We start from the raw sequence: 24,609 nt of genomic DNA on the forward strand, positions 1-24,609 counted from the left end.
ATGGACGTAGAAAATATCTTTCGTGACGTGAAGCTAAGCAAAACGGAAATGACCGTGCTGCGCTTTATTCAGAACGACCCGGAGCAGTGTATCCGCCAGGGAGTTCGCGCTGTGGCTGAACAGTGCTACAGCAACCCCTCTTCCCTGGTCCGGCTGGCAAAGAAACTGAAGTTCAGCGGCTGGCTGGAGCTGGTCTATTTCATCAAGTTCAATATCACCATGCCGAAGCTCGATGTCACCAACGATATCGACTACATGAGCGTTCAGCCGGAAGAAGCGCTGACGCCGCTGCTGGCAAGCCTTAAACAGCAGCGCATCCTGATCCACGGCAGCGGCTTTTCACAGCTGATCGCCCAGTATATTTACAACAAGTTTCTCGTCACCGGCGTGAATGCCAGCCTGGCGCTGTGGCCCGATTACGAAATCCTCGAACAGAAAAACGCCGCCTGCTTCGACTCCATCTGGATCATTTCTAAATCCGGGCGCAGCAGCTCGGCGCTCAACTGGGTTAAGGCCCTGGAGGGGAAGGAGATTAATCTGGTCTGCTTTACCGGCGACTACCAAAGCCCGCTGGCGCAGGCCGCGGATACGGCGTTTATTATTCACGACCCGCAGAAGTTCGATGATGATATTTACTGGAGCAACCCGTTTTTCGGCTACTGCATCTTAGGCTTTGAGCGACTATTGAAGATGTGGTTTACCAGTCTACGTAGCAATAGTTAGCCCCCGCTAAGCGCGGTGCGAGCGGGGGAATCCCATCGGCAGCGGATTACCGCCAGGCGGCGAACTGCTCATCGTCGAGATAGGCTTCGACCAGGGTTTTCGCCAGCGAATAGGAACCGATCAGCGGGTGCGCCATCAGCGCCCGCACCGCCAGCGATTTATCCTGCTGCAGGATCGCCGCCACCGCCAGCCGCTCATACTCCTTCACGCAGGCAATCATATTCTTCTGCGCTGTCGGCACCTTCACCGGCGTCACCGGCTTGAGGCCATCCCGGCTCAGGTCGCAGCTGATCTCGATCACGTCGTCCGGGCGTAAAAAATCGAGCGTGCCATTATTCTGGATCGACACCACGATCCGCTTGGTGGTGGTGCTGTTCACCGCTTCCAGGATATCCAGCGCCACTCCGGCATAGCCGCCGGTGTCCGGCTCTTCGATAAACTGGCGCAGCGTCAGCGGTTCGCGGGTGTGGAATTTCTCCTGCCGGGATTCGTTCTGCATATAGCTGTTTTCCCGGCGCAGATAATGCTGCATCCAGATGGTGAAGGCGGCCTCCGGTTGCGTTCTGGCATCCACGGTGCGCAGCGCCTCGCGCATCTCCTGATTGATGCGGGCGATCTGCTCTCCGCGCGTCTCGCCGGCCCCCTGAATCGCCTTCAGCGCCTCGTCGCGATAGTAGTAATAATAGAGATATTCATTGAGGAGCTGATTATCGCAAAGCCGTACCAGCTCCGGGGAGAAGTACTGCATCGCCGTCTTCTGGTACAGTTCCGGGCTGGCGATCAGCCGTTCGGTCACCTCTTCCCCACGGACGGTGAAGTGGGTAAACCAGGAGAAATGGTTCAGCCCATAGCATTCCACGCTGAGGTCGCGCTCCTCACAGCCAAGGATCGCCGGCAGTTCACGAATCAGCTCGGAGGGGGCATCGCAGATCCCATAGATCCGGCGCTTAAAGCCGGACTTAATAATCGCTTCCGTCACCAGACCTGACGGGTTGGTAAAGTTAAACAGAATAGCGTCTTCGGCGGCATGTTCTTCGATCAGCCGGCAATAGCGAAGGATCGCCGGGATCGAGCGCATGGCCATCGCGAAACCGCCGGCGCCGGTGGTCTCCTGGCCGAGAGTGTTATGCTCAAGCGCAATACGTTCGTCGCGAATGCGGCTTTCATCGCCGCCAACCCGCAGGGTGGTAATGATATAGTTGGCGTCCTGCAGGGCTGCGACCGGGTCGGTGGTGGTACTAAACTGAATATCCGGGCGAATGGTATTAAATACATAGCGGGCAATTTCGCCAAATATCGCCAGATTATCAGCAGAGTTATCGAGAAAAACGACTTCTGTTAAACCAATGCGGTGAGCGTTATAGGCCAGAGATTTCGCTAAAAATGCAGAGCGAACGCCGCCCCCGCCTAATACGGTTAATTTCATAAATACTCCTCATTAATTTTCTGCTAACCAGTTATCAACCCGGGAACGTACCTGTCCCACTTTGACGCCATAAATAACCTGAACTTCATTTCGATTGCGTACGACGCCGTTGGCGCCGGTATTTTTTAATTGCGCGTCATCAACCCGCGCCATATCGCGCACGGCCACGCGCAGGCGAGTAAAACAATTATCGACGGAGAGAATATTCTCCTTGCCCCCGAGGCCGCGGATAATGTCATCGGTGACCGACTGCGGTTGCGCGACTTTCTGGCGGTACTCTGCTTTGCTGTAGAGCTTCACGTTCTCGTCATCTTCCCGGCCCGGCGTTTTCAGGTTCAGCTTCACCACCAGGGTGCGGAAAATCACGTAGTAGACGGCGAACTGGCCGATACCGATAAGGACATAGCCCGGCCAGCGCGTTAAGGAGACCGGCAGCGGCAGGTTATAGATCAGAAACTCGATCAGGCCTGATGCTCCCCAGGGACGTACGGTGAAGATGTCGCAAATGGCCTGCGAGGCGGCGGTTAACGTCGCGTGGATCACCCACAGCAGCGGTGAGACAAATAAGAAGGTGAACTCAATCGGCTCGGTGATGCCGGTCAGCATCGAGGTGATAATCGCCGGCAGCAGAATCGCCTTCGCCATCGCTTTCTTCTCCGGTTTCGCGGTGTGGTAGAACGCCAGCGAGGCGCCCGCCAGGCCGAAGATGGTGGTCATCCCTTGCTGCGAAAAACGTAATGCGTCGTTCATGACCGGCGTCAGGTCGGGATGGCGCATATAGGCGAGGAATATGGCCTGGGTGCCGGAGACCACCTGACCATCCACGTTCAGCGTGCCGCCAATCTGGGTGAGCTGGAAGGGGGACCAGACGAAATGGTGCAGGCCGGTGGGGATAAGGAATTTTTCAAAGAAACCATAGACGAAGACCCCGGCGACCCCGGCATTTTTCATAAAACCGGTGAGGGCGGAGATGCCGTGGGTCATAAAGGGCCAAATCCAGGTAAAGGCGATGGCGTAGAAGATAACCACCGGCGTCATCGCCACCAGCGTCAGCTTGGCGCCGCCGTACATCGACAGCGCGCCAGGCAGCTCAATGGCAGAGACTTTATTGTGCACCCACGCAATCGTGCAGCCGAGAATAATGCCCAGGAAAACGCCCATATCCACCACCACAAAGCCCAGCAGCTGGGTTTGCCCGGTGCCATAATATTCACCGTTAATTTTTTCGGCGAGTCCATGGGTGTGTTCCAGCCAGGAGTGGTTGGCGCCAAGAAACATAATAAAGCACATCACTGAAACCAGTGCGACTTCGGTTTTTTTATCCTTTGCCAGGCCATAGCTGATGCCGACGCAAAATAATAAGCCGAGGTTGCCAAATAAAGGCCAAAAGGTGTCGCCGAGCATTTGCCCAAGCTGATGTAAGAAACTGGTTTCAGCAATTAATGTCGGATTAGTTAATACTGAACTGAGGGCCAGAATTAAGCCAATGACCGGCAAGAACAATACGGCGCCGATCATGGCCCGGGAGAATTTTTGCATATTCTCCAGAATACGCTGACGTATTTCAGGCATGATTGATCCTTTTATATTTTTGTAGGTACAGGGAGCGGTTTTTTATCGACTTCCAGTGATTTGGTTATAGCAACTCTGATATTTGAAAGGAACCTGTTGCGCTAAATAGGTACAGATAGCCGCGTATTGCACACAGGTTTCAGGACTCGCACCCCAACTCTCTCCCTGAAAGGGAGAGAGTTGTCAGAGTGGAGTTTTGCCGGGAAGCAATCCCTCTCCCCATAGAGGAGAGGGAATGGGCATCGCTATGGGGTGACGGGAGTGGGCGCTGGCGCGGCGGGGGCGGGGCTGACCTCGCCGTTGCGCATGATTTGCGCCACCTGCTGTTTCTCCATATTCACGGCGCTGAGCTGCCCGTTGACCGTCGGTTTGAGCGGGGCATCGGCCTGCACGCTGCCGCTGGCGGTCAGCTGGAGATTGCCATCCCCGCTTATAGGTAGCGACGGCCAGCCCCAGGCCTGCAGAATATTCAGCGGCACGCCGCGGCCGCTGAAGCTCAGATTGACCTGGCGCTGCGGCAGCTGGGATACCGCGGCGGTGGCCTGCAAAATGCCGCGCTCGGTGAAGGCGCTAAGCTCAGTGATATTGACCGTCGAGGCTGTGGCGTTCAGTTTGAGTGATGGGCGGCGCACGTCGATCCGGTTGAAAGTCGCCGCCGCGGCGTTCAGCGTCGCGCTGCCGTTCCATACTCCCCAGCTACCGTTTTTCACCAGCTGTAGCTCGCCGCCATAGCCATCGAGGGCGGTAATTTGCCACGGGAAAGCAGGGTCCACATCGATGATCAGATTGCGGCTGGCGCTGAATTTTTTCAGCGTCAGGCTTTGCAGCCAGGCTGGCAGCGGCGTCATCCACAGCTGTTTCCAGTTCGCCGGCAGCGTGTACTCCAGTCCGGCGAAGGCGGTGTCGTCGAGCACCAGGGCGTTCCCGGCGCGCAGCCAGTTGCCGGAGGTGCGCACCATGCCGCCCTCCCAGCGCGAGGAGAACTGGCGCAGCGCAATGCCCTGGGGAGAGAATTCGGCATTGAGGATCGGGTCGAAAAGATGCAGCGAGCCGTAGATAAATTCGCTGGCGTTCATCGACAGCGTGCCGTCCTCACTCTGCCAGCCGCCGTGGCTAAGGGTCAGGTTGCGCAGGCTCAGGTCGAGGTCGGTTACCGCCCAGTCCGGTCCCTGCAGGCGGGCGTCGGTGATGTCCAGGCGGCCAATCTGCAGAGAGGGGACCGTGGTTAACGGCGCGAAAAACTCGGCCAGCGAGGCGGGGCTCTGCAGTCGAATCTCGTTGAGCTGGAGGTTATCCACCCGCCAGCTGCCATCGGCGCTGCGTTTGGCATTGCCGGTTAAGGTGCCGCGGGCGACATCGGCGCCGAGGGTGGAGAGGGTGACCTCGCCCTGATCAATCTTACCCTGAATCAGAACGTTGCTGGCTTCGACGCCATTGAGCGTCATCGAGCCCGCGCTCATCTGGATCTGCGCCGTTTTCCCCAGCACATTGCCCGCCTCCGGCGTCCATGGGCTGACGCCGCCGGTGACGCGCTGCGCGCTGAGCGCCCAGCCGGTTTCCGGGCTGTTGAAAGCCATATTGCGCAACATCAGCCGGTCGGCAGCGAACGGCAGGTCTGCAGAGTGGGGTGACAGATTCAGAGTGCCGTCGTTAAGGACTATCTCATCCGCATGCAGCGGATCGCTAAACTGGCGGGTGCTGAAGCCAATGTCGACCGTTTTTGCCACCAAAGTGGCAGGCTTGCCTTCCCGACCAAAGGTGACGTTTCGCAACTGCACATGAAGGGGGGAGGAGAAATCGTGCTCCATCTCATCGAAGGAGACCTGCCAGCCGGTGCCATTGCTGAGCCAGGCGCTGGCCTGGCGGGCGCCCCAGTGGGTTTGCAGCAGGAACCACGCGCCAATAATGACGAGCAGCAGAGCGACTAGCAGCCAGAGAATCAGCTTTCCAAGAAATTTCATGGTCTTCCATTCTGTGAGATGCACATCACCGTGTTATGCCCGATTTAGGCGCACTTCTCAAGGCAGGCGTGGTTTATTTCCGTGATGGGGCAGGTGGTTGGAGGACGTCCCGGCCGATGCGCGACCGGGAACGAATGAGATCACGCCTTTTCTGGCGGGAAAATTAAATTCAGAACAATCGCCGTGATACCGCCGGCGGCAATCCCGGAGGAAAGCAGGTTTTTCAGCCAGTCCGGGGCGAACTGCAGGATCAGCGGCTGCTGCGACACGCCGAGGCCTACCGCCAGCGACAGAGCGATAATCAGGATCGCCCGACGGTTCAGCGGTTCACGGGAGACGATGCGCACGCCGGACGCGGCGATGGTGCCGAACATCACCAGCGTGGCGCCGCCGAGCACCGGCTCAGGGATGTGCTGCACGAAGCCGCTCACCGCCGGGAACAGGCCGAGGACGATCAGCATCAGGGCGACCACAAAGCCGACGTAGCGGCTGGCGACCCCGGTCAGCTGGATCACGCCGTTGTTCTGGCCGAAGCAGGAGTTCGGGAAGGTGTTGAAGACCGCGGAAACGAAGGAGTTCAGGCCGTTAGCCAGCACGCCGCCTTTCAGGCGCTTCATATACAGCGGACCCGAGACCGGCTGTTCGGAGACGTCGGAGGTGGCGGTGATATCGCCGATGGTTTCCAGGGAGGTGATCATAAACACCAGCATCAGGGGCAGCAGCAGACTCCAGTCGATGCCGAGGCCATAATAGAGCGGCGTCGGGACGGTGATGAGGCTGCTGTTGGTCGGGGCGGTGTTGGCTGGCAGCATATCGAGGAACCACGCCGCCAGATAACCGGCAGCCATGGCAATCACTAGCGAGGCGATGCGCAGGTACGGGTTGCGCTGGCGGTTGAGGATAATAATCAGCGCCAGCACGATACCCGCCAGCAGCAGATTTTTCGGCGCACCAAAGGTGTGGTCAGCCATCGCCGCGTAGCCGCCGCCGATGGAGGTCAGTCCGACCTGAATCAGCGACAGGCCGATAATCATCACCACCACGCCGGAAACCAGCGGGGTAATGATACGGCGCGCCAGGTGCAGGATCCGGGAGAGGACCATTTCGGTGCAGCTGGCCAGCATCAGGGTGCCGAAGAGGGCGGCCATCATGGTGGGGACGTCGGCGCCGCCGGTTTTCAAGGCGGTACCGCCCATGATCAGCGGGGCGACAAAGTTGAAGCTGGTGCCCTGGATGGAGAGCAGTCCGGAGCCGACCGGGCCCCAGGCTTTGATCTGAATAATAGAGGCGACGCCGGAGGCGAACAGCGACATGCTGATGATATGTTGGGTATCTTGCGCCGGGAGACCGAGAGCCTGGCAGATTAACAGCGCCGGGGTGATCACCGCGACAAACATCGCCAGCAGGTGCTGGAAGGCGGCGAACAGGGTTTGCGGTAGCGGCGGGCGATCTTCGAGGCGGTAGATTAATTCGCTGGCTGGTTTATGCGCAACCGGTTGCGCATTTTCTGACTCTGCGGTGTTAACGGACATCACAAGCAATCCCAAGGTGGCAAAGCGGGAATTTTATCGGACTGTAGACCAAAAGCAAACGTTTGCCAGCGTTTGCTCATAAAAATTTATACCGTGAATATGCGCAACGAGATAATTAACATTTTGTATGCTAAATCGCATCATTCAGGATACAAAATATCTTTTTCTGTCAATTTTTCCGCCGTTCTGCGTAAAATCCCCCTCTGACTCCTCATGATGAGAAGCTAAAGACACCAGGAATATCGTCGCGTGTGAATGGATCATGCGCCCATAAGGAGCTTTTTATGTTTCATCTCGATACCTTATCGACGCTCGTTGCCGCAACGCTCGTGCTGTTACTCGGCAGAAAACTCGTACAAACCGTTCCCTTCCTTAAGAAATACACTATTCCTGAACCCGTTGCCGGCGGTCTGCTGGTGGCGCTGGCGCTGCTGGCGCTGAAAAAAAGCATGGATATCGAAATTGATTTCGATATGAGTCTGAAAGATCCGCTGATGCTGGCGTTCTTCGCCACCATCGGTCTTAACGCCAACCTCGCCAGCCTGCGGGCCGGCGGCAAGGTGCTGGGCACTTTCCTGATCGTGGTGGTTGGCCTGCTGCTGCTGCAGAACGCCCTCGGTATCGGCATGGCGACGCTGCTGGGGCTGGATCCGCTAATGGGTCTGCTGGCCGGGTCGATTACCTTATCCGGCGGCCACGGCACCGGGGCGGCGTGGAGTAAGCTGTTCGTTGAGCGCTACGGTTTTGCCAACGCCACCGAGGTGGCGATGGCCTGCGCGACTTTCGGCCTGGTGCTGGGCGGCCTGATCGGCGGCCCGGTGGCGCGTTATCTGGTGAAGCACTCTTCCTCACCGGACGGGACACCGGACGATCAGGTGGCGCCAACCGCCTTTGAAAAGCCGGACGTGGGGCGGGTGATCACCTCGCTGGTGCTGATCGAAAGTATCGCCCTGATCGCCATCTGTCTGACGCTGGGCAAGGTGGTTGCGCAACTGCTGGCGGGGAGCGTCTTCGAGCTGCCGACCTTCGTCTGCGTGCTGTTTATCGGCGTGATCCTCAGCAACAGCCTGGCGCTGGCGGGGTTGTATCGGGTGTTCGATCGCGCGGTATCGGTGTTGGGCAACGTCAGCCTGTCGCTGTTCCTCGCCATGGCGCTGATGAGCCTCAAGCTGTGGGAGTTGGCCTCGCTGGCGCTGCCGATGATTATTATCCTGGCGGTGCAGGCGCTGGCGATGGCGCTGTATGCGGTGTTCGTCACCTATCGGATGATGGGCAAAAACTACGATGCCGCGGTGCTGGCAGCCGGGCATTGCGGGTTTGGCCTGGGGGCAACGCCGACGGCGATCGCCAATATGCAGGCGATTACCGACCGTTTCGGGCCATCGCATATGGCCTTCCTGGTAGTGCCGATGGTGGGGGCGTTCTTTATCGATATCGTCAACGCGCTGGTGATTAAGCTGTACCTGCTGCTGCCGATGTTTGGTTGATAAAAAACCCGGAAGCGGTGCTGCGCACCTGTCCGGGCTACAAGATCGTGCTGTTTGGGGTTTTGTAGCCCGGCTCAGGCGTTTACGCCGCAAGCCGGGAATAACTTCACAATCTTACGCTTCGTCGTGCTCTTCCCACGCTAACGCGCGTTTCACCGCTTTCTTCCAGCCGCTGTAACGATAGTTACGCTCAGTAGTTTCAATCCCCGGGCGGAATTCGCGCTCAATCACCGCTTTCTCCTGCAGTTCATCCAGATTCTGCCAGAAACCGACCGCCAGACCGGCCAGATAGGCCGCGCCCAGCGCCGTCACTTCGCGTACTTCCGGACGCTCGACACGGGTGCCGAGGATATCGGACTGGAACTGCATCAGGAAGTTGTTAGCCACCGCGCCGCCGTCTACGCGCAGGGCGTGCAGACGAATGCCGGAGTCAGCCTGCATCGCTTCCAGCACGTCGCGGGTCTGAAAGGCGATGGACTCCAGCGTCGCACGGATAATGTGGTTGGAGTTCACGCCGCGGGTGAGGCCGAAAATCGCGCCGCGGGCATACGGGTCCCAGTACGGTGCGCCAAGACCGGTGAACGCGGGTACCACGTATACGCCGTTGGTATCCTTCACTTTGGTGGCGAAGTACTCGGAGTCGAAGGCATCGCTGATGAGCTTCATCTCGTCGCGCAGCCACTGAATAGACGCGCCGGCCATAAACACCGCCCCTTCCAGAGCGTAGTTCACCTCGCCGCGCGGGCCGCAGGCGATGGTGGTCAGCAGACCGTGGGTGGAGGTGACCGCTTTTTCGCCGGTATTCATCAGCATAAAGCAGCCGGTGCCGTAGGTGTTTTTCGCCATCCCTTCCTTGACGCACAGCTGGCCGAACAGGGCCGCCTGCTGGTCACCGGCGATCCCGGCGATAGGAATACGGGTCCCGCCTTTACCACCGATGTTGGTCTGGCCGTACACTTCGGAAGACTTGCGCACTTCCGGCAGCATGGCGCGCGGAATGTCCAGCGCGTCGAGCATCTTGTCGTCCCAGTCGAGGTCGTGGATGTTGAACAGCATGGTACGCGAGGCGTTGGTGTAGTCGGTGACGTGCACGCGGCCCTGGGTCATCTTCCAGATAAGCCAGGTGTCAACGGTGCCGAACAGCAGCTCGCCGCGCTTCGCACGCTCACGGGAACCTTCGACATGGTCGAGGATCCATTTCACCTTGGTGCCGGAGAAGTACGGGTCCACCACCAGGCCTGTGGCCTTGCGGATATACTCTTCCATCCCGTCACGCTTGAGCTGCTCGCAGATCTCCGCGGTACGGCGGCACTGCCAGACGATAGCGTTGTAGATGGGTTTACCGGTCTCTCGCTCCCACACCACCACGGTCTCACGCTGATTGGTGATGCCGATGGCCGCGATCTGATCGGAGTTGATATCCGCTTTGGCCAGCGCTTCGACCAGCGTCGAGCTTTGGGAAGCCCAGATTTCCATCGGGTCGTGTTCGACCCAGCCTGGCTTAGGATAAATTTGTTCAAATTCTCGCTGGGAGACGCTGACGATATTGGCATCATGATCCATCACAACGGCCCGGGAGCTGGTAGTGCCCTGGTCAAGCGCAACGATATATTTTTTGTCGGTCATAGTCGGTGTCCCGTAGTCAGATTACAGCGAAGCTTTATGTTGAGCGGTGGAAGAGGAGGGGCTCTGTTGCTCTTCCTCCACGCAGGTGTCGCAAGGCAGGTGACGGCCAATCAGCTTACGATAGCTGAATGCGCCCAGCGCCGCGCCGACCACCGGTGCGCACAGCGGCACCAGGAAATAAGGAATATCTTTGCCGCCGGTGAAGGCGACGTCACCCCACCCCGCCAGCCAGGCGAAGGCTTTCGGGCCGATGTCACGCGCCGGGTTCATGGCGAAGCCGGTCAGCGGTCCCATGGAGGCGCCAATCACCGCAATCAGCAGGCCAATCAGCAGAGGGGCCAGCGGGCCGCGCGGTATGCCGTTGCCATCGTCGGTCAGCGCCAGGATGACGCCCATCAGGATAGCGGTAATCACCATCTCTACCGCGAAGGCCTGCACAAAATTGATGTGCGGGTTCGGGTAAGTGGAGAAAATACCGGCCAGATCGAGGCTTTCCACGCTGCCGCGAATCATATGGTGGGTGGTTTCATAATCGAGGAAAAGATTGTAGTAAAGCCCGTAAACTAATGCCGCAGCGCAAAAGGCGCCAGCGAATTGCGAAATAATAAAAGGAACCACTTTGCGGCCTTCGAAGCAGGCGAACAGCCACAGCGCGATAGTCACCGCTGGGTTAAGGTGCGCACCGGAGACCCCGGCGGTCAGGTAGATCGCCATGGCGACGCCCAGACCCCAGATGATGCTGATTTCCCATTGTCCGAAGCTGGCTCCCGCGACCTTGAGCGCAGCCACGCACCCAACGCCGAAAAAGATCAACAACCCGGTACCGAGGAACTCTGCGATGCACTGGCCTTTTAAGGTTGATGTTTGGCTCATAATCGAATCCTGAAGCGTGGTGATGATTATTGTATGTAGGGTGGTCACAGACGACCATATTGCCATGTAGGCATAGTGTTAATTTATCGTTAACGAGCAAAAACGAGAAATATCGAACTTCAAATGTGTGTTCCTCGTCAAGAAAATGAGCGTTTTCGCGCCATTTGCGCGCATCGAGAGCGCTGCCGGAGCGTTTCACCACGCATTTTGTTAACCATAAAATTAACATTGACCCATGAACTACGAGCGAACTGCGCTGAAAGCACCAGGTAAAGACTGAAAAGTGTTGCAAACCGCAATCTACGCGGCTTGCCGCTGGACAGGGGCGGCGGGGATTCATACAATCGACGATAACACCGCTATGTGCGCTAATTTTCGTTAAGGCGGGACCGCGTATACGAAACACGAGTTTCTATCAACGCCTTGCAAGTTCAGGAGAGGTATGACGATGTCATTAGAAGTGTTTGAGAAATTAGAATCTAAGGTTCAGCAGGCGATTGATACCATCACTCTGTTGCAGATGGAAATCGAAGAGCTGAAAGAAAAGAACAACACCCTGGTGCAGGAAGTTCAGAGCGCGCAGCATGGTCGTGAAGAGCTGGAGCGCGAAAACAGCCAGCTGAAAGAGCAGCAGCAGGGCTGGCAGGAACGTCTGCAGGCGCTGCTGGGTCGCATGGAAGAAGTCTAATCGCTTCGCGCCCTCTCCCGCCCGGGAGGGGGTCATCCTTACTCGCGTCTTTATATCCGCAAGTTATAGCCAATCTTTTTTTATTCTTTAATCATTGAATCGCTTTCTGGCACGCTTAACCCATCACAACACACATAAAGAGAGCGGTGCGATGAATAAGTGGGGCGTAGGGTTAACTCTGTTGCTGGCATCCGCCAGCGTTCTGGCAAAAGACATTCAGCTATTAAACGTATCTTATGATCCAACGCGCGAGCTGTACGAACAGTACAACAAAGCGTTTAGCGCACACTGGAAGCAGGAGACCGGCGACAACGTGGTGATCCGCCAGTCGCATGGTGGCTCTGGCAAACAGGCGACCTCGGTGATTAACGGTATTGAAGCGGATGTGGTCACGCTGGCGCTGGCCTACGATGTCGACGCTATTGCCGAACGCGGCCGCATCGATAAAAACTGGCTGAAACGCCTGCCGGATAACTCTGCGCCGTATACCTCCACCATCGTGTTCCTCGTCCGCAAGGGCAATCCGAAACAGATCCATGACTGGAACGATCTGATCAAACCGGGTGTGTCGGTCATAACCCCGAACCCGAAAAGCTCCGGCGGCGCCCGCTGGAACTACCTGGCAGCCTGGGGCTATGCTCTGCATCAGAATCACGGCGACCAGGCGAAAGCCCAGGAATTCGTCAAGGCGCTGTATAAAAACGTGGAAGTGCTGGACTCCGGCGCGCGCGGTTCGACCAATACCTTCGTAGAACGCGGCATCGGCGACGTACTGATCGCCTGGGAAAACGAAGCGCTGCTAGCGACCAACGAACTGGGCAAAGACAAGTTTGAAATCGTGACCCCGAGTGAGTCGATTCTGGCTGAGCCGACCGTCTCGGTGGTCGACAAAGTGGTGGATAAGAAAGGCACGCGTCAGGTGGCGGAAGCGTACCTGAAGTATCTCTACTCGCCGGAAGGCCAGGAGATTGCGGCGAAGAACTTCTACCGCCCGCGCGATCCGAATGTGGCGAAGAAATATGCTAACGAATTCCCGAAACTGAAGCTGTTTACCATCGATCAGGAGTTCGGCGGCTGGACGAAAGCGCAGAAAGAGCACTTCTCCAACGGCGGCACCTTCGACCAGATTAGCCAGCGTTAATTCTCTTGTCCCTGCTTGCGCTACGCTTAGCAGGGCTACAGTTTTGCGCGGTGCGTAGCCCGGGTAAGGCGTCAGCCGCTACCCGGGATAACGCCCCGTCCACCATCTGTTTTCATTTAGTCATCAAATTACGCTACTCTTCCGCTTCAGGCTTAACAGGGAATGAAAATGAGAAGAGTAAGATACTTTTTGCTGGCGCTGCTGGTGGCGATCCTCGCGGCGCTGGCGGGCGGCTACTACTGGCTGCACTCTGGCAACCCGGACGCATTACGCAAGATTGTCCTGCAGCAGTGCGTACCCCATCAGCAACAGCAGCAAAACCCGTCGCCGTGCGCGGAAGTGAACCTCAAGGGCGGCTATGTGCTGTTTAAAGACCGTAACGGCCCGCTGCAATATTTGCTGATGCCGACCTACCGCATCAACGGCACCGAAAGCCCGCTGCTGCTGGATCCGTTGACGCCGAACTTTTTCTGGCAGGCCTGGCAGGGGCGTGAAATCATGAGCCAGCGCCACGGCGCGCCGGTTCCTGATAACGCGGTATCGCTGGCGATCAACTCGCGCAGTGGACGTACGCAAAACCATTTCCATATTCATATCTCCTGCCTGCGCCCCGATGTGCGCGCGCAGTTAGATAAGGATGCCGCGGCGATCAGCAGCCGCTGGCTGCCGCTACCGGGCGGGCTTCAGGGCCACGAATACCTGGCGCGCCGGGTGACGGAGGCGGAGCTGGCCCAGCGTAGCCCGTTCCTGATGCTGGCGGAAGAGGTGCCGGAGGCGCGTGAACATATGGGACGCTTCGCGCTGGCAATGGCGCAACAGAGCGACGGCTCGCTGGTGCTGCTGGCGACGGAGCGTAACCTGCTGACCCTGAACCGGGCTTCAGCGGAAGAAATTCAGGATCATCGCTGCGCCATCCTGAACGCAAACCACTAGTTCTGGCGTTTACCTGTCTTACCTGTCGTCGTATTCTTGCTGAAAAAAACGACAGGAGACAGGCATGTCGCTCTGGCTTACCCACCCGCTGTTCCTTCCTTCATTGATTGTGGGCGTCACCATCGTGCTCTGGGCGACGTCGCTGCTGCCGGAATTTATCACCGCGCTGCTGTTCTTCGCAGCGGCAATGATGGCGAAAATCGCTCCGCCGGAGGTGATCTTCGGCGGCTTTGCCTCTTCGGCGTTCTGGCTGGTGTTCAGCGGCTTTGTGCTCGGCATCGCCATCCGTAAAACCGGACTGGCGGACCGGGCGGCGCAGGCGCTGTCGGCCAGGCTCACCGACTCCTGGCCGCGGATGGTCGCCAGCGTGGTACTCCTGAGCTACGCCCTGGCGTTCGTGATGCCCTCCAACATGGGGCGCATCGCGCTGCTGATGCCGATCGTGGCGGCGATGGCCCGCCGCGCGGGCATTGCCGACGGCAGCCGCGGCTGGTTCGGCCTGGCGCTGGCGGTGGGGTTCGGCACCTTTCAGCTGTCGGCAACGATTTTGCCCGCCAACGTGCCGAATCTGGTGATGAGTGGCGCGGCGGAAGGCTCGTACGGTATCCATCTGAATTATGTTCCCTATTTACTGCTGCATACGCCGGTGCTTGGCTGGCTGAAAGGGGCGGTGCTGGTGACGCTGATTTGCTGGCTGTTTCCCGGCAAGCCGCATCGACCGCGCGACCTGGCGCCGCTGCCGCCGATGAGCCGCGACGAGAAACGTCTGGCGTGGCTGCTGGCGGTGGTCCTCTCGCTATGGGTGACCGAGAGCTGGCACGGCGTCGGCCCGGCGTGGACCGGCCTGGCGGCGGCTGTGATCACGCTGCTGCCGCGGGTGGGCTTTATTAACGGCGAGGAGTTTGCCAGCGGGGTGAATATGCGCACCTGCATTTACGTCGCCGGGATTCTGGGGCTAGCGATCGCCGTCACCCAAACCGGGATTGGCGGCGCAGTGGGCAATGCGCTGCTGCAGGTGATGCCCCTGGATAAAGACAATCCTTTCACCAGCTTTCTCGCCCTGACCGGGATAACCAGCGCGCTGAACTTTATTATGACCGCCAACGGCGTGCCGGCGCTGTATACCACCTTTGCCCAGAGCTTTGCCGACGCCACCGGTTTTCCGCTGCTAAGCGTGATTATGATTCAGGTGCTGGGCTATTCCACGCCGCTGCTGCCCTATCAGGCGTCGCCGATCGTGGTGGCGATGGGGTTAGGCAAGGTCCCGGCGAGGGCGGGGATGCAACTGTGTCTGGCGCTGGCGGCGGTGAGTTATCTGATTTTACTGCCGCTGGACTACGCCTGGTATCAGCTGTTGGGGAAACTGTAACGGCAAAAGAAAGCCCGGCTTGCGCTGTGCTAGGCCGGGCTCCCACGTTTTGTCAGTCAACCCGGTCGCGTGTCGCCACCGGGAAAAGCGAATTACGCTTTTTTCGCTGCTTCTGCTGCTTTAACGATCACCGCGAAAGCGTCAGCTTTCAGGGAGGCGCCGCCAACCAGCGCGCCGTCGATGTCCGGCTGGGTGAACAGCTCTGCGGCGTTGCCAGCGTTAACGGAACCGCCGTACTGGATGATCACTTGCTCAGCGATTTTGGCGTCAGCTTTAGCAATGTGGTCACGGATGAATTTGTGCACCGCCTGCGCCTGAGCCGGGGTCGCTGATTTGCCGGTACCGATAGCCCATACTGGTTCGTAAGCGATAACCACGCCTTCGAAAGCGGCAGCGCCCTGGGTTTTCAGCACGGCGTCGATCTGACGTGCGCAAACTTCTTCCGTTTTGCCCGCTTCGTTTTCGGCTTCGGTTTCACCGATGCACAGAACCGGGGTCAGACCCTGCTCTTTCAGCACGGCGAATTTCTTCGCGATCAGCTCGTCGGATTCTTTGTGGTAGGTACGACGCTCGGAGTGGCCGATGATGATGTACTGCGCGCCGATATCTTTCAGCATTTCGGCGGAGGTTTCACCGGTGAATGCGCCGGACAGATTCACGTCAACGTTCTGCGCGCCCAGGTGAATGTGGCTGCCTTCTGCCGCGCGCTTAGCCAGGTCCAGATACATTTCCGGCGGGGCGATGGCAACTGCACAGCCGCTTACGCCAGCCAGCTCGGTACGCAGGTTCGCAACCAGTTCGTTTACCATGTGGCGGCTGCCGTTCAGTTTCCAGTTACCCATCACTAAAGGATGTCGCATTTTAATTCTCCACGCTACTTAAGCGAATTAAGGAATATAGCCGCCCCAGAGGGCAGCATGGTCTGTGAAACAGTATAGAGACTCGTCACTGGAAAGGCTTTGCTTTTTGTCATTTATTGTTACCTTCCAGCGTTTCAGATAGCGCCAGCTTAATCGGTTCAATGGCGAAGGTCAGGCCCTTTTCCCCATGATCTGCCACCACATAGCGCACGGCGCCTTCGGTATCGGCGAAGTAGCGCTTGCCCTTGCCGGCGGCCAGCAGTTTCTGCAGTTTTTGCTGGCTTTGCGCCTGGCTAAAAGTCGGCACGAAGGCGCGGATCATGGCGCTCATATACTCCAGCGCTTTGGTCCTGGCCGCCTTTTGCTCCGGCCCCTGGATCGGCAGCCAGGTGATCTGCATGGATTTGATCTTCAGCGTGCCGCGCTCCAGCGCGGTGGAGGCATAGAGATTTTCGTTAATTTTGCTGGCGGCGCGGGTCAGGTTAGCCCGATCGCGACTGGTGGCGATGGAACGGAATTCGTTCAGAGGCAGCTTTGGGTTATCGGCGTTGAATTTCTCGCGGAACTGACTGATCGACTGGTCAAAGCTCGGCGCGCCGGCGAGCAGGTAGGGCGCTGCCGCGGTCGTCGATTCGCTCTCTGCGGACAACGCGTGCGGGCCGACGGCAAGGCCCATCAGCCCACTTAACCACAAAATTGTCCACTTCTTCATGCCCGTCGTTCCTTTTTTTGCCTGCTGACGATTAAATCGGGAAGCGCGGCGCTTGTCAAAAAGTCACGACGCCAGGGTAAACTACGCAGACGATGATGATAAGGAAAAACGCATGACCCTACAGCAGTGGTTATTCTCAATTAAAGGGCGCATTGGCCGCCGCGATTTCTGGATCTGGATTGCCATCTGGCTGGTGACCATGAGCGCCTTGTTTACCCTGGCAGGCAGCAATCTGCTCAACCTGCAGACGGCGGCGTTTATTATCGTCTGCCTGCTGTGGCCGACGGCGGCGGTGGTGGTCAAGCGGCTGCACGATCGCGGCAAATCCGGGCTGTGGGCGCTGCTGATGGTTCTGGCGTGGATGCTGCTGGCGGGGAACTGGTCGATGTTGCCGCAGGTCTGGCAGTGGGGCGTCGGGCGCTTTGTGCCGACGCTGATTATCGTCATGATGCTGATCGACCTGGGGGCGTTTGTCGGCACCCAGGGCGAGAATAAGTTCGGCAAGGAGACCCAGGACGTGCGCTGGAAAGCGGACGCCTGATTACCAGTAGTGCTCCGCCGTCATATGGCCCGGCCGGCGACGCAGATGTTTGGTCATCTGCCGGGTCTCTTTTAACAGCTGTTGGGTATCGCGCACCATTTGCGGGTTGCCGCACAGCATCACATGGCTGGTGTCAGTGGTCATCGGTAGGCCGACGGCCTCTTCCAGCGCGCCGGTTTCAATCAGAAACGGCACCCGGCCGGTCAGCGAGCCTTCCACGGTTTCGCGGCTGACCACCGTCTGAATACGGAGTTTGCCGGCATAGCGCTGCTCCAGTTCGCGCATTAGCGGCAGATAGCTCAGGTCCGCGGCGTAGCGGACGGCGTGGACCAGCACCAGGTTGTTAAAGCGCTCAAGGTCCTTGCCTTCCTGCAAAATTGACAGGTACGGCCCCAGCGCAGTGCCGGTCGCCAGCATCCACAGGGTATCGCAATCCGGTACTTCCTCAAGGACGAAGAAACCTGCCGCTTCACTCACCACCAGGACTTCATCGCCCGGCTTCAGCGCCGCCAGACGCGGGCTCAGCTTGCCTTCCGGGACGGTGACCAAATAGAACTCGAGGTCGGGATTGCCGGGGGCGTTGACGTAGGAGTAGGCGCGCTGCACGCGTTCGCCGTCGATTTCCAGCCCGAGCTTGGTAAATTGCCCGGCGGTAAACGGATGAACAGGCGCCCGCACGTATAAACTGAACAAGGCGTCCGTCCAGTACTCCACTTTTGTCACTTTGCCGCTAACCCAGTCCGCCATCGTCTTCTCCTGTTGCCAAGCGATGCCTTATCTTCGGTCCAGACGAGCCAGATTTCCACCCCGAAGGCGCAAGAAAGCTCTATTGATCAAATATAAACGAAGAACAGGGCAACCGCCTGCGGACGGTTGCCTGGGAGAGAAAAAGCGGTATTACAGGATGTGCTGCTGAATGTCCGGATCTTTACGGTCGAGGTAATGAATCGACTGGATACGACGGATAGTGCGCGACTTGCCGCGGATCAGCAGCGTCTCGGTGGTGGCCATGTTGCCCTTGCGGGTGATGCCGTCCAGCAGATCGCCTTTGGTGATCCCGGTGGCGGAGAAGACGACGTTATCGCTGCGCGCCATTTCATCCAGACGCAGCACTTTGCCCGCTTCAATGCCCATGGTTTTGCAGCGCGCCAGCTCATTTTCACCGATGCGGCGGTTCTCTTCGTTATCGCCCTTCACGTGGTGGCGAGCCAGCAGGCGCCCCTGCATATCCCCGTCGAGGGCGCGGATCACCGCGGCGGAAACCACCCCTTCCGGCGCGCCGCCGATGCCGTACAGTACGTCGACTTCGCTATCCGGCATGCAGGTGAGAATAGAGGCCGCGACGTCGCCATCGGGAATAGCGAACACGCGCACGCCCAGCTGCTGCAGCTGGGCAATGACCGCGTCGTGGCGCGGTTTCGCCAGCACGGTGACGGTCAGCTCGCCCAGCGGCTTGTTCAGGGCGCGGGCGATATTGTGCAGGTTCTCTTCCAGCGGCAGATTGAGATCGATAGCGCCTTTAGCGCCCGGGCCGACGATCAGCTTTTCCATATACATATCCGGCGCGTTGAGGAAGCAGCCCTTATCGCCGACCGCCATCACCGCCAGGGCGTTGGCCTGGCCCATCGCCGTCATGCGGGTGCCTTCGATGGGATCGACGGCGATATCTACCGCATCGCCCTTGCCGGTACCCACTTTTTCGCCGATATAGAGCATCGGCGCTTCATCGATTTCGCCCTCGCCGATGACGATGGTGCCGTCGATATTGACGAGGTTAAGCATAATGCGCATGGCGTTAACCGCTGCGCCGTCGGCGGTATTCTTATCGCCGCGGCCCAGCCATTTATAGCCCGCCAGCGCGGCGGCTTCGGTGACACGCGAAAATTCGATGGCCAGTTCTCGTTTCATAATCCACTCGTTGTGTAGAAAAGTTGCCCGCAGCGCGGCAAAAGCGCGCTACGCGTTGGAATAGCGTTCGGTTTCCGGCATCCAGCGCTCGATAAGCGCCTGGGCCTGCAGCGGATAGCGTTCATGAATGTGGCGAGCAATGCGCTGGACATCGGGGATCATCGCCTGATCGCGCAGTAAGTCCGCCACTTTAAATTCGGCGTTGCCGGTCTGGCGGGTGCCGAGCAGCTCGCCGGGACCGCGAATTTCGAGGTCTTTCTGGGCAATGACGAAACCATCGTTGCTGTCGCGCAGGACCTGCAGACGTTTCTGCGCCGTTTTGGAGAGCGGCGATTTATAGAGTAGCACGCAGTGGGAAGCGACTGCGCCGCGCCCGACGCGCCCTCTGAGCTGGTGCAGCTGCGCCAGACCCAGACGTTCCGGGTTTTCGATAATCATCAGGCTTGAGTTAGGCACGTCGACGCCGACTTCAATCACCGTGGTGGCTACCAGCAGATGCATCTCGCCCTGCTTGAAGGCCTGCATCACCGCCTGCTTCTCCGCCGGTTTCATCCGCCCGTGGACGAGGCCGATATTGAGCTCCGGCAGCGCCAGTTTGAGCTCTTCCCAGGTCGCTTCCGCCGCCTGGGCTTCCAGCAGATCGGACTCTTCAATTAGCGTACAAACCCAATAGGCCTGGCGCCCTTCGTGGGTGCAGGCGTTGCGTACGCGGTCGATAATATCGCTGCGCCGGGTGTCGGGGATGGCGACGGTGGTCACCGGAGTTCGGCCTGGCGGCAGCTCGTCGATAATCGAGGTGTCCAGATCGGCGTAGGCGGTCATCGCCAGGGTGCGGGGGATCGGCGTGGCGGTCATGATCAGCTGATGCGGGTGGAACCCCTGCTGCTGACCTTTCTCCCACAGCGCCAGCCGCTGATGCACGCCGAAGCGGTGCTGTTCGTCAATAATCACCAGCGCCAGGCCGTTAAACTGCACCTGCTCCTGGAAGATGGCGTGAGTGCCGACAATCATCTGCACTTCGCCGCTGGCGATAGCCTCCTGCTGCGCCTGACGGGCTTTGCCTTTCTGTTTGCCCGCCAGCCAGCCGACTTCTATGCCCAGCGGTTCGAACCAGTTGCGGAAGTTATTAGCATGCTGCTCGGCAAGCAGTTCGGTGGGCGCCATCAGCGCCACCTGTTTGCCGTGGACGATAGCGCGCAAGGCGGCCAGGGCAGCGACCAGCGTTTTACCGGAGCCAACGTCGCCCTGCACCAGGCGCATCATCGGCACGTCCAGCGCCATATCGTGTTCAATCTCGGCGGTAACCCGCGCCTGCGCGCCGGTGGGCTTAAAGGGCAGGGAGGCCAGCAGTTGGTTTTTCAGGGTATCGTTGGCGCCGAGCGGCAGGGCGTGATAGCGCTGGGCGCCTGCCCGCAGCGCCAGCATGCTGAGGTTATGCGCCAGCAGCTCTTCCAGAATCAGACGCTGCTGCGCCGGGTGCTTGCCGCTTTCCAGCTCGCTAAGTTGCAAGGAGGGAGGCGGGCGGTGCAGCGTACGCAGCGCCTCCGGCAGGCTCATCATCCCCTGCGCCAGCTCCGGCGGCAGGAGTTCGCTAATCGCGCAGGTTTCCAGGAGCTCAAGCGCCTGATCGGTGAGCTTGCGCAGGGTCGCCTGCTTGATGCCTTCGGTGGTCGGATAGACTGGGGTTAACGTTTCCTGCAGCTCCGGAGTACTCATATCGCCCTGGACGCGATATTCCGGGTGGATCATCTCGGCGCCGTACTTCCCGCGTTTGGCTTCACCGTAGGCCAGCACCCGACGACCGGTCGCGAGGCTGTTTTTCATCGCCGCGTTGAAGTTGAAAAAGCGCATGGTGAGGATGCCGGTGCCGTCGCTGATCTGGCAGGTCATCATCCGCCGGCCGCCGAAGGTGATATTGCTGTTGAGCACTTCACCTTCCACGGTGGCATAAACTCCGGGAAGCAGCTCGGCTATCGGGTAAAGATGGGTGCGATCTTCGTAGCGTAAAGGCAGGTGCAGCAGCAGATCCTGTACCGTATGCAGGCCAATCTTCGCCAGTTTGCTGCTCTGCGCAGCGCCCACACCGGTGAGTGAACTGAGCGGAACGGCATCTAACAGGCGGCCTGACATTGGGTTTACCTCGCAGCCTGCATGGTAGCCCACCACGCGGCATCGGCTTCCACTTCGCCCTGCTCGTTAACGTGGGGGTAAGGCAGACCTTTTTGTCTGGCGACGCGGGCCAGCACCGGATAGCCGCCTTCGAACAGCAGGCGCTGCTGCTCTTGCGGCGGCAGCATGCTGTTGGCGCGTTGGTACATCCCGGCATTCTGCCGCTGGCGCTGCGCCTCGTAGAGGATCAGCGCCGAGGCGACGGAGACGTTCAGCGACTGCACCATGCCGATCATCGGGATAATGATGTCCTGATCGGCCAGCGCCAGCGCTTCCTGGGTGATGCCGGTTTTTTCCTGACCCATCAGGATGCAGGTTGGACGCGTATAGTCGATTTCACGAAAATCGATGGCTTTGTCGGAAAGGTGAGTGGCGAGAATTTGCATGCCCTGGCCTTTCAGGTGGCCGACGGCATCTGCGATAGTGCGGTGGGTTTTAACCTGCACCCAGCTGTTGCTGCCCGCGGCGGCGGAGGCCATGGTACGCATCCGGCTGCTCGGCCAGACGGCATGCACTTCGTGTACGCCAACGGCATCTGCGGTCCGGATGACCGCAGAGACGTTATGAGGCTTATGGACCTGCTCCATGCAGACCGTCAGGTCAGGCTGACGCCTGGCGAGCATCTCGCAGATACGCTCGTAGCGCTTTGAGTTCATAAAGCTAGTTTCGGTTACGGGTGACTTTAATCACGTCCGGCATGACGCGGATTTTGCGCATGATATTCGCCAGATGCACGCGGTCGCGCGCGGTCAGGCGGATAAAGGCGCTGTATACGCGGCCATCTTTCTCTTCCGTATTCAGGCTCTGGATATTGGAAGACGCGGTGTTGATCGCCGCCGTCAGGTTAGCCAGCGCGCCCTGGTGGTTAAACATGTCCACCTTGATTTCGGTGATGAACTCCTGAGCGGTCTCTTTATCCCACTCAACCGCCATAAATTTCTCCGGCTCTTTCTGGTAGCCGCGAATGTTACGACAGGATTCATGGTGGATAACCAACCCTTTACCCGGGCTGACGTGGGCGATAATCGGGTCACCTGGAATTGGACGACAGCACTTGGCGAAGGTGATCAACACGCCATCGGCGCCTTTGATTGGCAGATGACCGTGGTTCGACGCGTTAGCCGGAACCGGCGCCGCAGCGGCTTCGCCCTGCTGCAGGTTTTTTGCCACCACGACGCTCATGGCGTTGCCCAGACCGATTTCCGCCAGCAGATCGTCAAGCGAGGCCAGCTTCATGCGATCGAGTTCGCGCTGGATATTCTCCGGTGGGATCTCGGCGAGTTTGCGGCTTCCGCCCAGCGCGTGATTGAGCAGACGACGGCCAAGGCTGACCGAATCGTCGCGCTTAAGGTTTTTCAGCAGCTGACGGATCTTGGCGCGCGCTTTCGAGCTGACGACAAAGTTCAGCCAGGCGGCGTTCGGGCGAGCGCCCGGCGCGGTGATAATTTCGACAGTCTGACCGCTGGAGAGCGGCTGCGACAGCGGATAGGGCTGACGGTCGACGCGCGCGCCGACGCAGGCATGACCGATATCGGTATGCACCGCGTAGGCGAAGTCCACCGGCGTGGCGCCGGCAGGCAGTTCGACAATGCGCCCTTCCGGGGTGAAAACGTAAATCTCATCGGGGAACAGATCGGATTTTACGCTCTCGATAAATTCAAACGAGCTACCGGCGCTCTGCTGCAGCTCCAGCAGGCTTTGCATCCAGCGCTGAGCGCGGATCTGCGCGGTGGTGCTGCTTTCGCCGCCGTGCTCTTTATAAGCCCAGTGCGCCGCTACCCCCATCTCCGCCATCTGGTCCATGTCTTCGGTACGAATTTGTACCTCGACCGGGACGCCGTGGGGGCCGATCATCGAGGTGTGCAAAGACTGATAGCCGTTAGCTTTCGGAATGGCGATGTAGTCTTTAAAACGACCCGGACGCGGTTTGTAGAGGCTGTGCATCTGGCCGAGCACGCGATAGCAGATATCGGCATCATGGACGATAACGCGGAAGGCGTAGATATCCATGATCGAGTGAAAACGTTGCTCTTTGAGCACCATTTTACAGTAGATGGAGTATAGATGCTTCTCGCGACCGCTGACGCGGCAGGGGATCCCCGCTTCCTGTAAACGCCCTTCGATTTCGGAGAGGATCTTTTGAATCATCTCCTTACGGTTGCCACGCGCCGCTTTGACCACCTCTTTAATGACGCGGTAGCGGTTAGGGTACAGCGCTTCAAAGCCCAGCTCTTCGAGCTCGGTTTTGATGTGATGGATACCTAAACGGTGCGCCAGCGGGCTGTAAATTTCCAGCGTTTCGCGGGCGATGCGGCGGCGTTTATCCGGGCGCAGCGAGCCCAGAGTACGCATGTTGTGGGTGCGGTCGGCAAGTTTGATGAGGATGACGCGGATGTCCTGCACCATCGCCATGATCATTTTGCGAAAGTTTTCGGCCTGCGCCTCTTTCTTATCGCGGAACTTGAGCTTATCAAGTTTCGACACCCCCTCTACCAGCTCGGCGACGCTTTTACCAAAAAGCTGTTCCATGTCCTGGTAGGTGGCGGGGGTATCTTCAATCACATCATGCAGCAGCGCGGCCATCAGCGTTTCATAGTCGAGCTTCATCTCGGCCAGAATGCAGGCTACCGCGACCGGGTGCGTGATATAGGGTTCACCGCTTGAACGTGTCTGACCCTCGTGAGCGTCACGTGCAACGAGATACGCCTGCCGCAGACGCTTAATCTGGTCTTCCGGCAGGTAGTTTTGAATCAGCTGATTCAGGCTTTCAAACAGATACAAGGGCGACCCGCTGTGTGATTAACGACGACCTTCAGCAATCGCGGTAACGGCTTGTAATTCAGCGGCTTCCTGCTCTTGCTGTTCCTGGCGCTCACGTACGTCGAGGATCTGGTTGTTGATCAGACCTTCTTCGATTTCGCGCAGTGCGATAACGGTGGTTTTATCGTTTTCTTCCGGTACCAGCGGATCCTTTCCGCCAACCTGCATCTGACGAGCGCGACGCGCGGCGACCAGTACCAGGTCAAAACGGTTACCAATTTTCTCTACAGCGTCCTGAACAGTTACGCGTGCCATACTTAAAATGCTC

21 protein-coding genes are annotated in these 24,609 nt (G+C 58.6%); 7 read left to right on the forward strand and 14 right to left on the reverse strand.

Going from position 1 to position 24,609, the window contains the following annotated elements; translation table 11 throughout:
- Nucleotides 1–723: a MurR/RpiR family transcriptional regulator gene (locus tag OHJ17_RS00505; protein WP_004173889.1), complete on the forward strand. Its 723-nt coding sequence runs from the start codon at nucleotides 1–3 to the stop codon at nucleotides 721–723.
- Between the two features lie 46 nt (nucleotides 724–769).
- Here OHJ17_RS00505 and OHJ17_RS00510 read toward each other — a convergent pair whose 3' ends face one another.
- The 4 genes from OHJ17_RS00510 to OHJ17_RS00525 all read right to left on the reverse strand — a co-directional run bounded on the left by OHJ17_RS00510 (nucleotide 770) and on the right by OHJ17_RS00525 (nucleotide 7,214).
- The gene (locus OHJ17_RS00510) at nucleotides 770–2,149 is read right to left on the reverse strand and encodes a family 4 glycosyl hydrolase (protein ID WP_032433694.1); all 1,380 of its coding nucleotides are present in this window, start codon (nucleotides 2,147–2,149) and stop codon (nucleotides 770–772) included.
- A 12-nt stretch (nucleotides 2,150–2,161) separates the two neighbouring features.
- Nucleotides 2,162–3,721 (reverse strand): PTS transporter subunit EIIC, encoded by a 1,560-nt coding sequence (locus OHJ17_RS00515; RefSeq protein ID WP_004186176.1) that lies wholly within the window; start codon nucleotides 3,719–3,721, stop codon nucleotides 2,162–2,164.
- A gap of 245 nt (nucleotides 3,722–3,966) precedes the next feature.
- Nucleotides 3,967–5,682, reverse strand: coding sequence for an AsmA family protein (locus OHJ17_RS00520; protein ID WP_004901441.1), 1,716 nt, complete (start codon nucleotides 5,680–5,682; stop codon nucleotides 3,967–3,969).
- A gap of 140 nt (nucleotides 5,683–5,822) precedes the next feature.
- Entirely contained in the window at nucleotides 5,823–7,214 is a 1,392-nt protein-coding gene (locus tag OHJ17_RS00525; RefSeq protein WP_002922950.1) for a nucleobase:cation symporter-2 family protein, read from the reverse strand.
- Nucleotides 7,215–7,498: 284 nt separating this feature from the next.
- Here OHJ17_RS00525 and gltS point away from each other — a divergent pair, with 284 nt between their 5' ends.
- Nucleotides 7,499–8,701 (forward strand): sodium/glutamate symporter, encoded by a 1,203-nt coding sequence (gene gltS, locus OHJ17_RS00530; RefSeq protein WP_002922948.1) that lies wholly within the window; start codon nucleotides 7,499–7,501, stop codon nucleotides 8,699–8,701.
- 114 nt (nucleotides 8,702–8,815) lie between these two features.
- Here the strand turns inward: gltS and glpK are convergent, their stop codons facing one another.
- Nucleotides 8,816–10,327 (reverse strand): glycerol kinase GlpK, encoded by a 1,512-nt coding sequence (gene glpK / locus OHJ17_RS00535; protein ID WP_002922944.1) that lies wholly within the window; start codon nucleotides 10,325–10,327, stop codon nucleotides 8,816–8,818.
- A 21-nt stretch (nucleotides 10,328–10,348) separates the two neighbouring features.
- A complete protein-coding gene (locus OHJ17_RS00540) occupies nucleotides 10,349–11,200 on the reverse strand; it encodes an MIP/aquaporin family protein (RefSeq protein ID WP_002922941.1) in 852 nt (283 codons plus the stop codon).
- 442 nt (nucleotides 11,201–11,642) lie between these two features.
- On the opposite strand from OHJ17_RS00540, the gene zapB reads away from it, so the two are divergent.
- The 4 genes from zapB (at nucleotide 11,643) to OHJ17_RS00560 (ending at nucleotide 15,331) form a co-directional block, all read left to right on the forward strand.
- Nucleotides 11,643–11,888 carry a septal ring assembly protein ZapB gene (gene zapB / locus OHJ17_RS00545; RefSeq protein WP_004150222.1) on the forward strand — a complete coding sequence of 82 codons (246 nt, stop codon included), beginning with the start codon at nucleotides 11,643–11,645 and terminating at the stop codon, nucleotides 11,886–11,888.
- Nucleotides 11,889–12,039: 151 nt separating this feature from the next.
- Entirely contained in the window at nucleotides 12,040–13,029 is a 990-nt protein-coding gene (locus OHJ17_RS00550; protein ID WP_002922936.1) for a sulfate ABC transporter substrate-binding protein, read from the forward strand.
- Between the two features lie 162 nt (nucleotides 13,030–13,191).
- Complete coding sequence (locus OHJ17_RS00555; RefSeq protein ID WP_014906767.1) at nucleotides 13,192–13,962, forward strand: CDP-diacylglycerol diphosphatase; 771 nt, start codon at nucleotides 13,192–13,194, stop codon at nucleotides 13,960–13,962.
- 64 nt (nucleotides 13,963–14,026) lie between these two features.
- A complete protein-coding gene (locus tag OHJ17_RS00560) occupies nucleotides 14,027–15,331 on the forward strand; it encodes an SLC13 family permease (protein WP_032433693.1) in 1,305 nt (434 codons plus the stop codon).
- Nucleotides 15,332–15,423: 92 nt separating this feature from the next.
- Here the strand turns inward: OHJ17_RS00560 and tpiA are convergent, their stop codons facing one another.
- Entirely contained in the window at nucleotides 15,424–16,191 is a 768-nt protein-coding gene (gene tpiA / locus OHJ17_RS00565; protein ID WP_002922909.1) for a triose-phosphate isomerase, read from the reverse strand.
- A 109-nt stretch (nucleotides 16,192–16,300) separates the two neighbouring features.
- Nucleotides 16,301–16,903 carry a YiiQ family protein gene (locus tag OHJ17_RS00570; protein WP_002922908.1) on the reverse strand — a complete coding sequence of 201 codons (603 nt, stop codon included), beginning with the start codon at nucleotides 16,901–16,903 and terminating at the stop codon, nucleotides 16,301–16,303.
- 112 nt (nucleotides 16,904–17,015) lie between these two features.
- Here OHJ17_RS00570 and OHJ17_RS00575 point away from each other — a divergent pair, with 112 nt between their 5' ends.
- Nucleotides 17,016–17,444, forward strand: coding sequence for a DUF805 domain-containing protein (locus OHJ17_RS00575; RefSeq protein ID WP_004901418.1), 429 nt, complete (start codon nucleotides 17,016–17,018; stop codon nucleotides 17,442–17,444).
- On the opposite strand, the gene fpr is transcribed toward OHJ17_RS00575, so the two are convergent.
- From fpr to rpoZ, 6 genes are all read right to left on the reverse strand, one after another.
- Nucleotides 17,445–18,191, reverse strand: coding sequence for a ferredoxin--NADP(+) reductase (gene fpr / locus OHJ17_RS00580; protein WP_004173895.1), 747 nt, complete (start codon nucleotides 18,189–18,191; stop codon nucleotides 17,445–17,447). It abuts the gene before it with no gap.
- 150 nt (nucleotides 18,192–18,341) lie between these two features.
- A complete protein-coding gene (gene glpX / locus OHJ17_RS00585) occupies nucleotides 18,342–19,352 on the reverse strand; it encodes a class II fructose-bisphosphatase (RefSeq protein ID WP_002922903.1) in 1,011 nt (336 codons plus the stop codon).
- Nucleotides 19,353–19,400: 48 nt separating this feature from the next.
- On the reverse strand, nucleotides 19,401–21,482 hold the full coding sequence (gene recG / locus OHJ17_RS00590) for an ATP-dependent DNA helicase RecG (RefSeq protein WP_004151504.1): 2,082 nt from the start codon (nucleotides 21,480–21,482) through the stop codon (nucleotides 19,401–19,403).
- Between the two features lie 5 nt (nucleotides 21,483–21,487).
- Nucleotides 21,488–22,177, reverse strand: coding sequence for a tRNA (guanosine(18)-2'-O)-methyltransferase TrmH (trmH, locus tag OHJ17_RS00595; RefSeq protein WP_004181538.1), 690 nt, complete (start codon nucleotides 22,175–22,177; stop codon nucleotides 21,488–21,490).
- A gap of 4 nt (nucleotides 22,178–22,181) precedes the next feature.
- Entirely contained in the window at nucleotides 22,182–24,302 is a 2,121-nt protein-coding gene (spoT, locus tag OHJ17_RS00600; RefSeq protein ID WP_004150214.1) for a bifunctional GTP diphosphokinase/guanosine-3',5'-bis pyrophosphate 3'-pyrophosphohydrolase, read from the reverse strand.
- An 18-nt stretch (nucleotides 24,303–24,320) separates the two neighbouring features.
- Complete coding sequence (rpoZ, locus tag OHJ17_RS00605) at nucleotides 24,321–24,596, reverse strand: DNA-directed RNA polymerase subunit omega (RefSeq protein ID WP_000135058.1); 276 nt, start codon at nucleotides 24,594–24,596, stop codon at nucleotides 24,321–24,323.
- Nucleotides 24,597–24,609: the final 13 nt, after the last annotated feature.

This window comes from Klebsiella sp. KP20-425-1 (assembly GCF_025813515.1).
Lineage (GTDB): Bacteria > Pseudomonadota > Gammaproteobacteria > Enterobacterales > Enterobacteriaceae > Klebsiella > Klebsiella pneumoniae.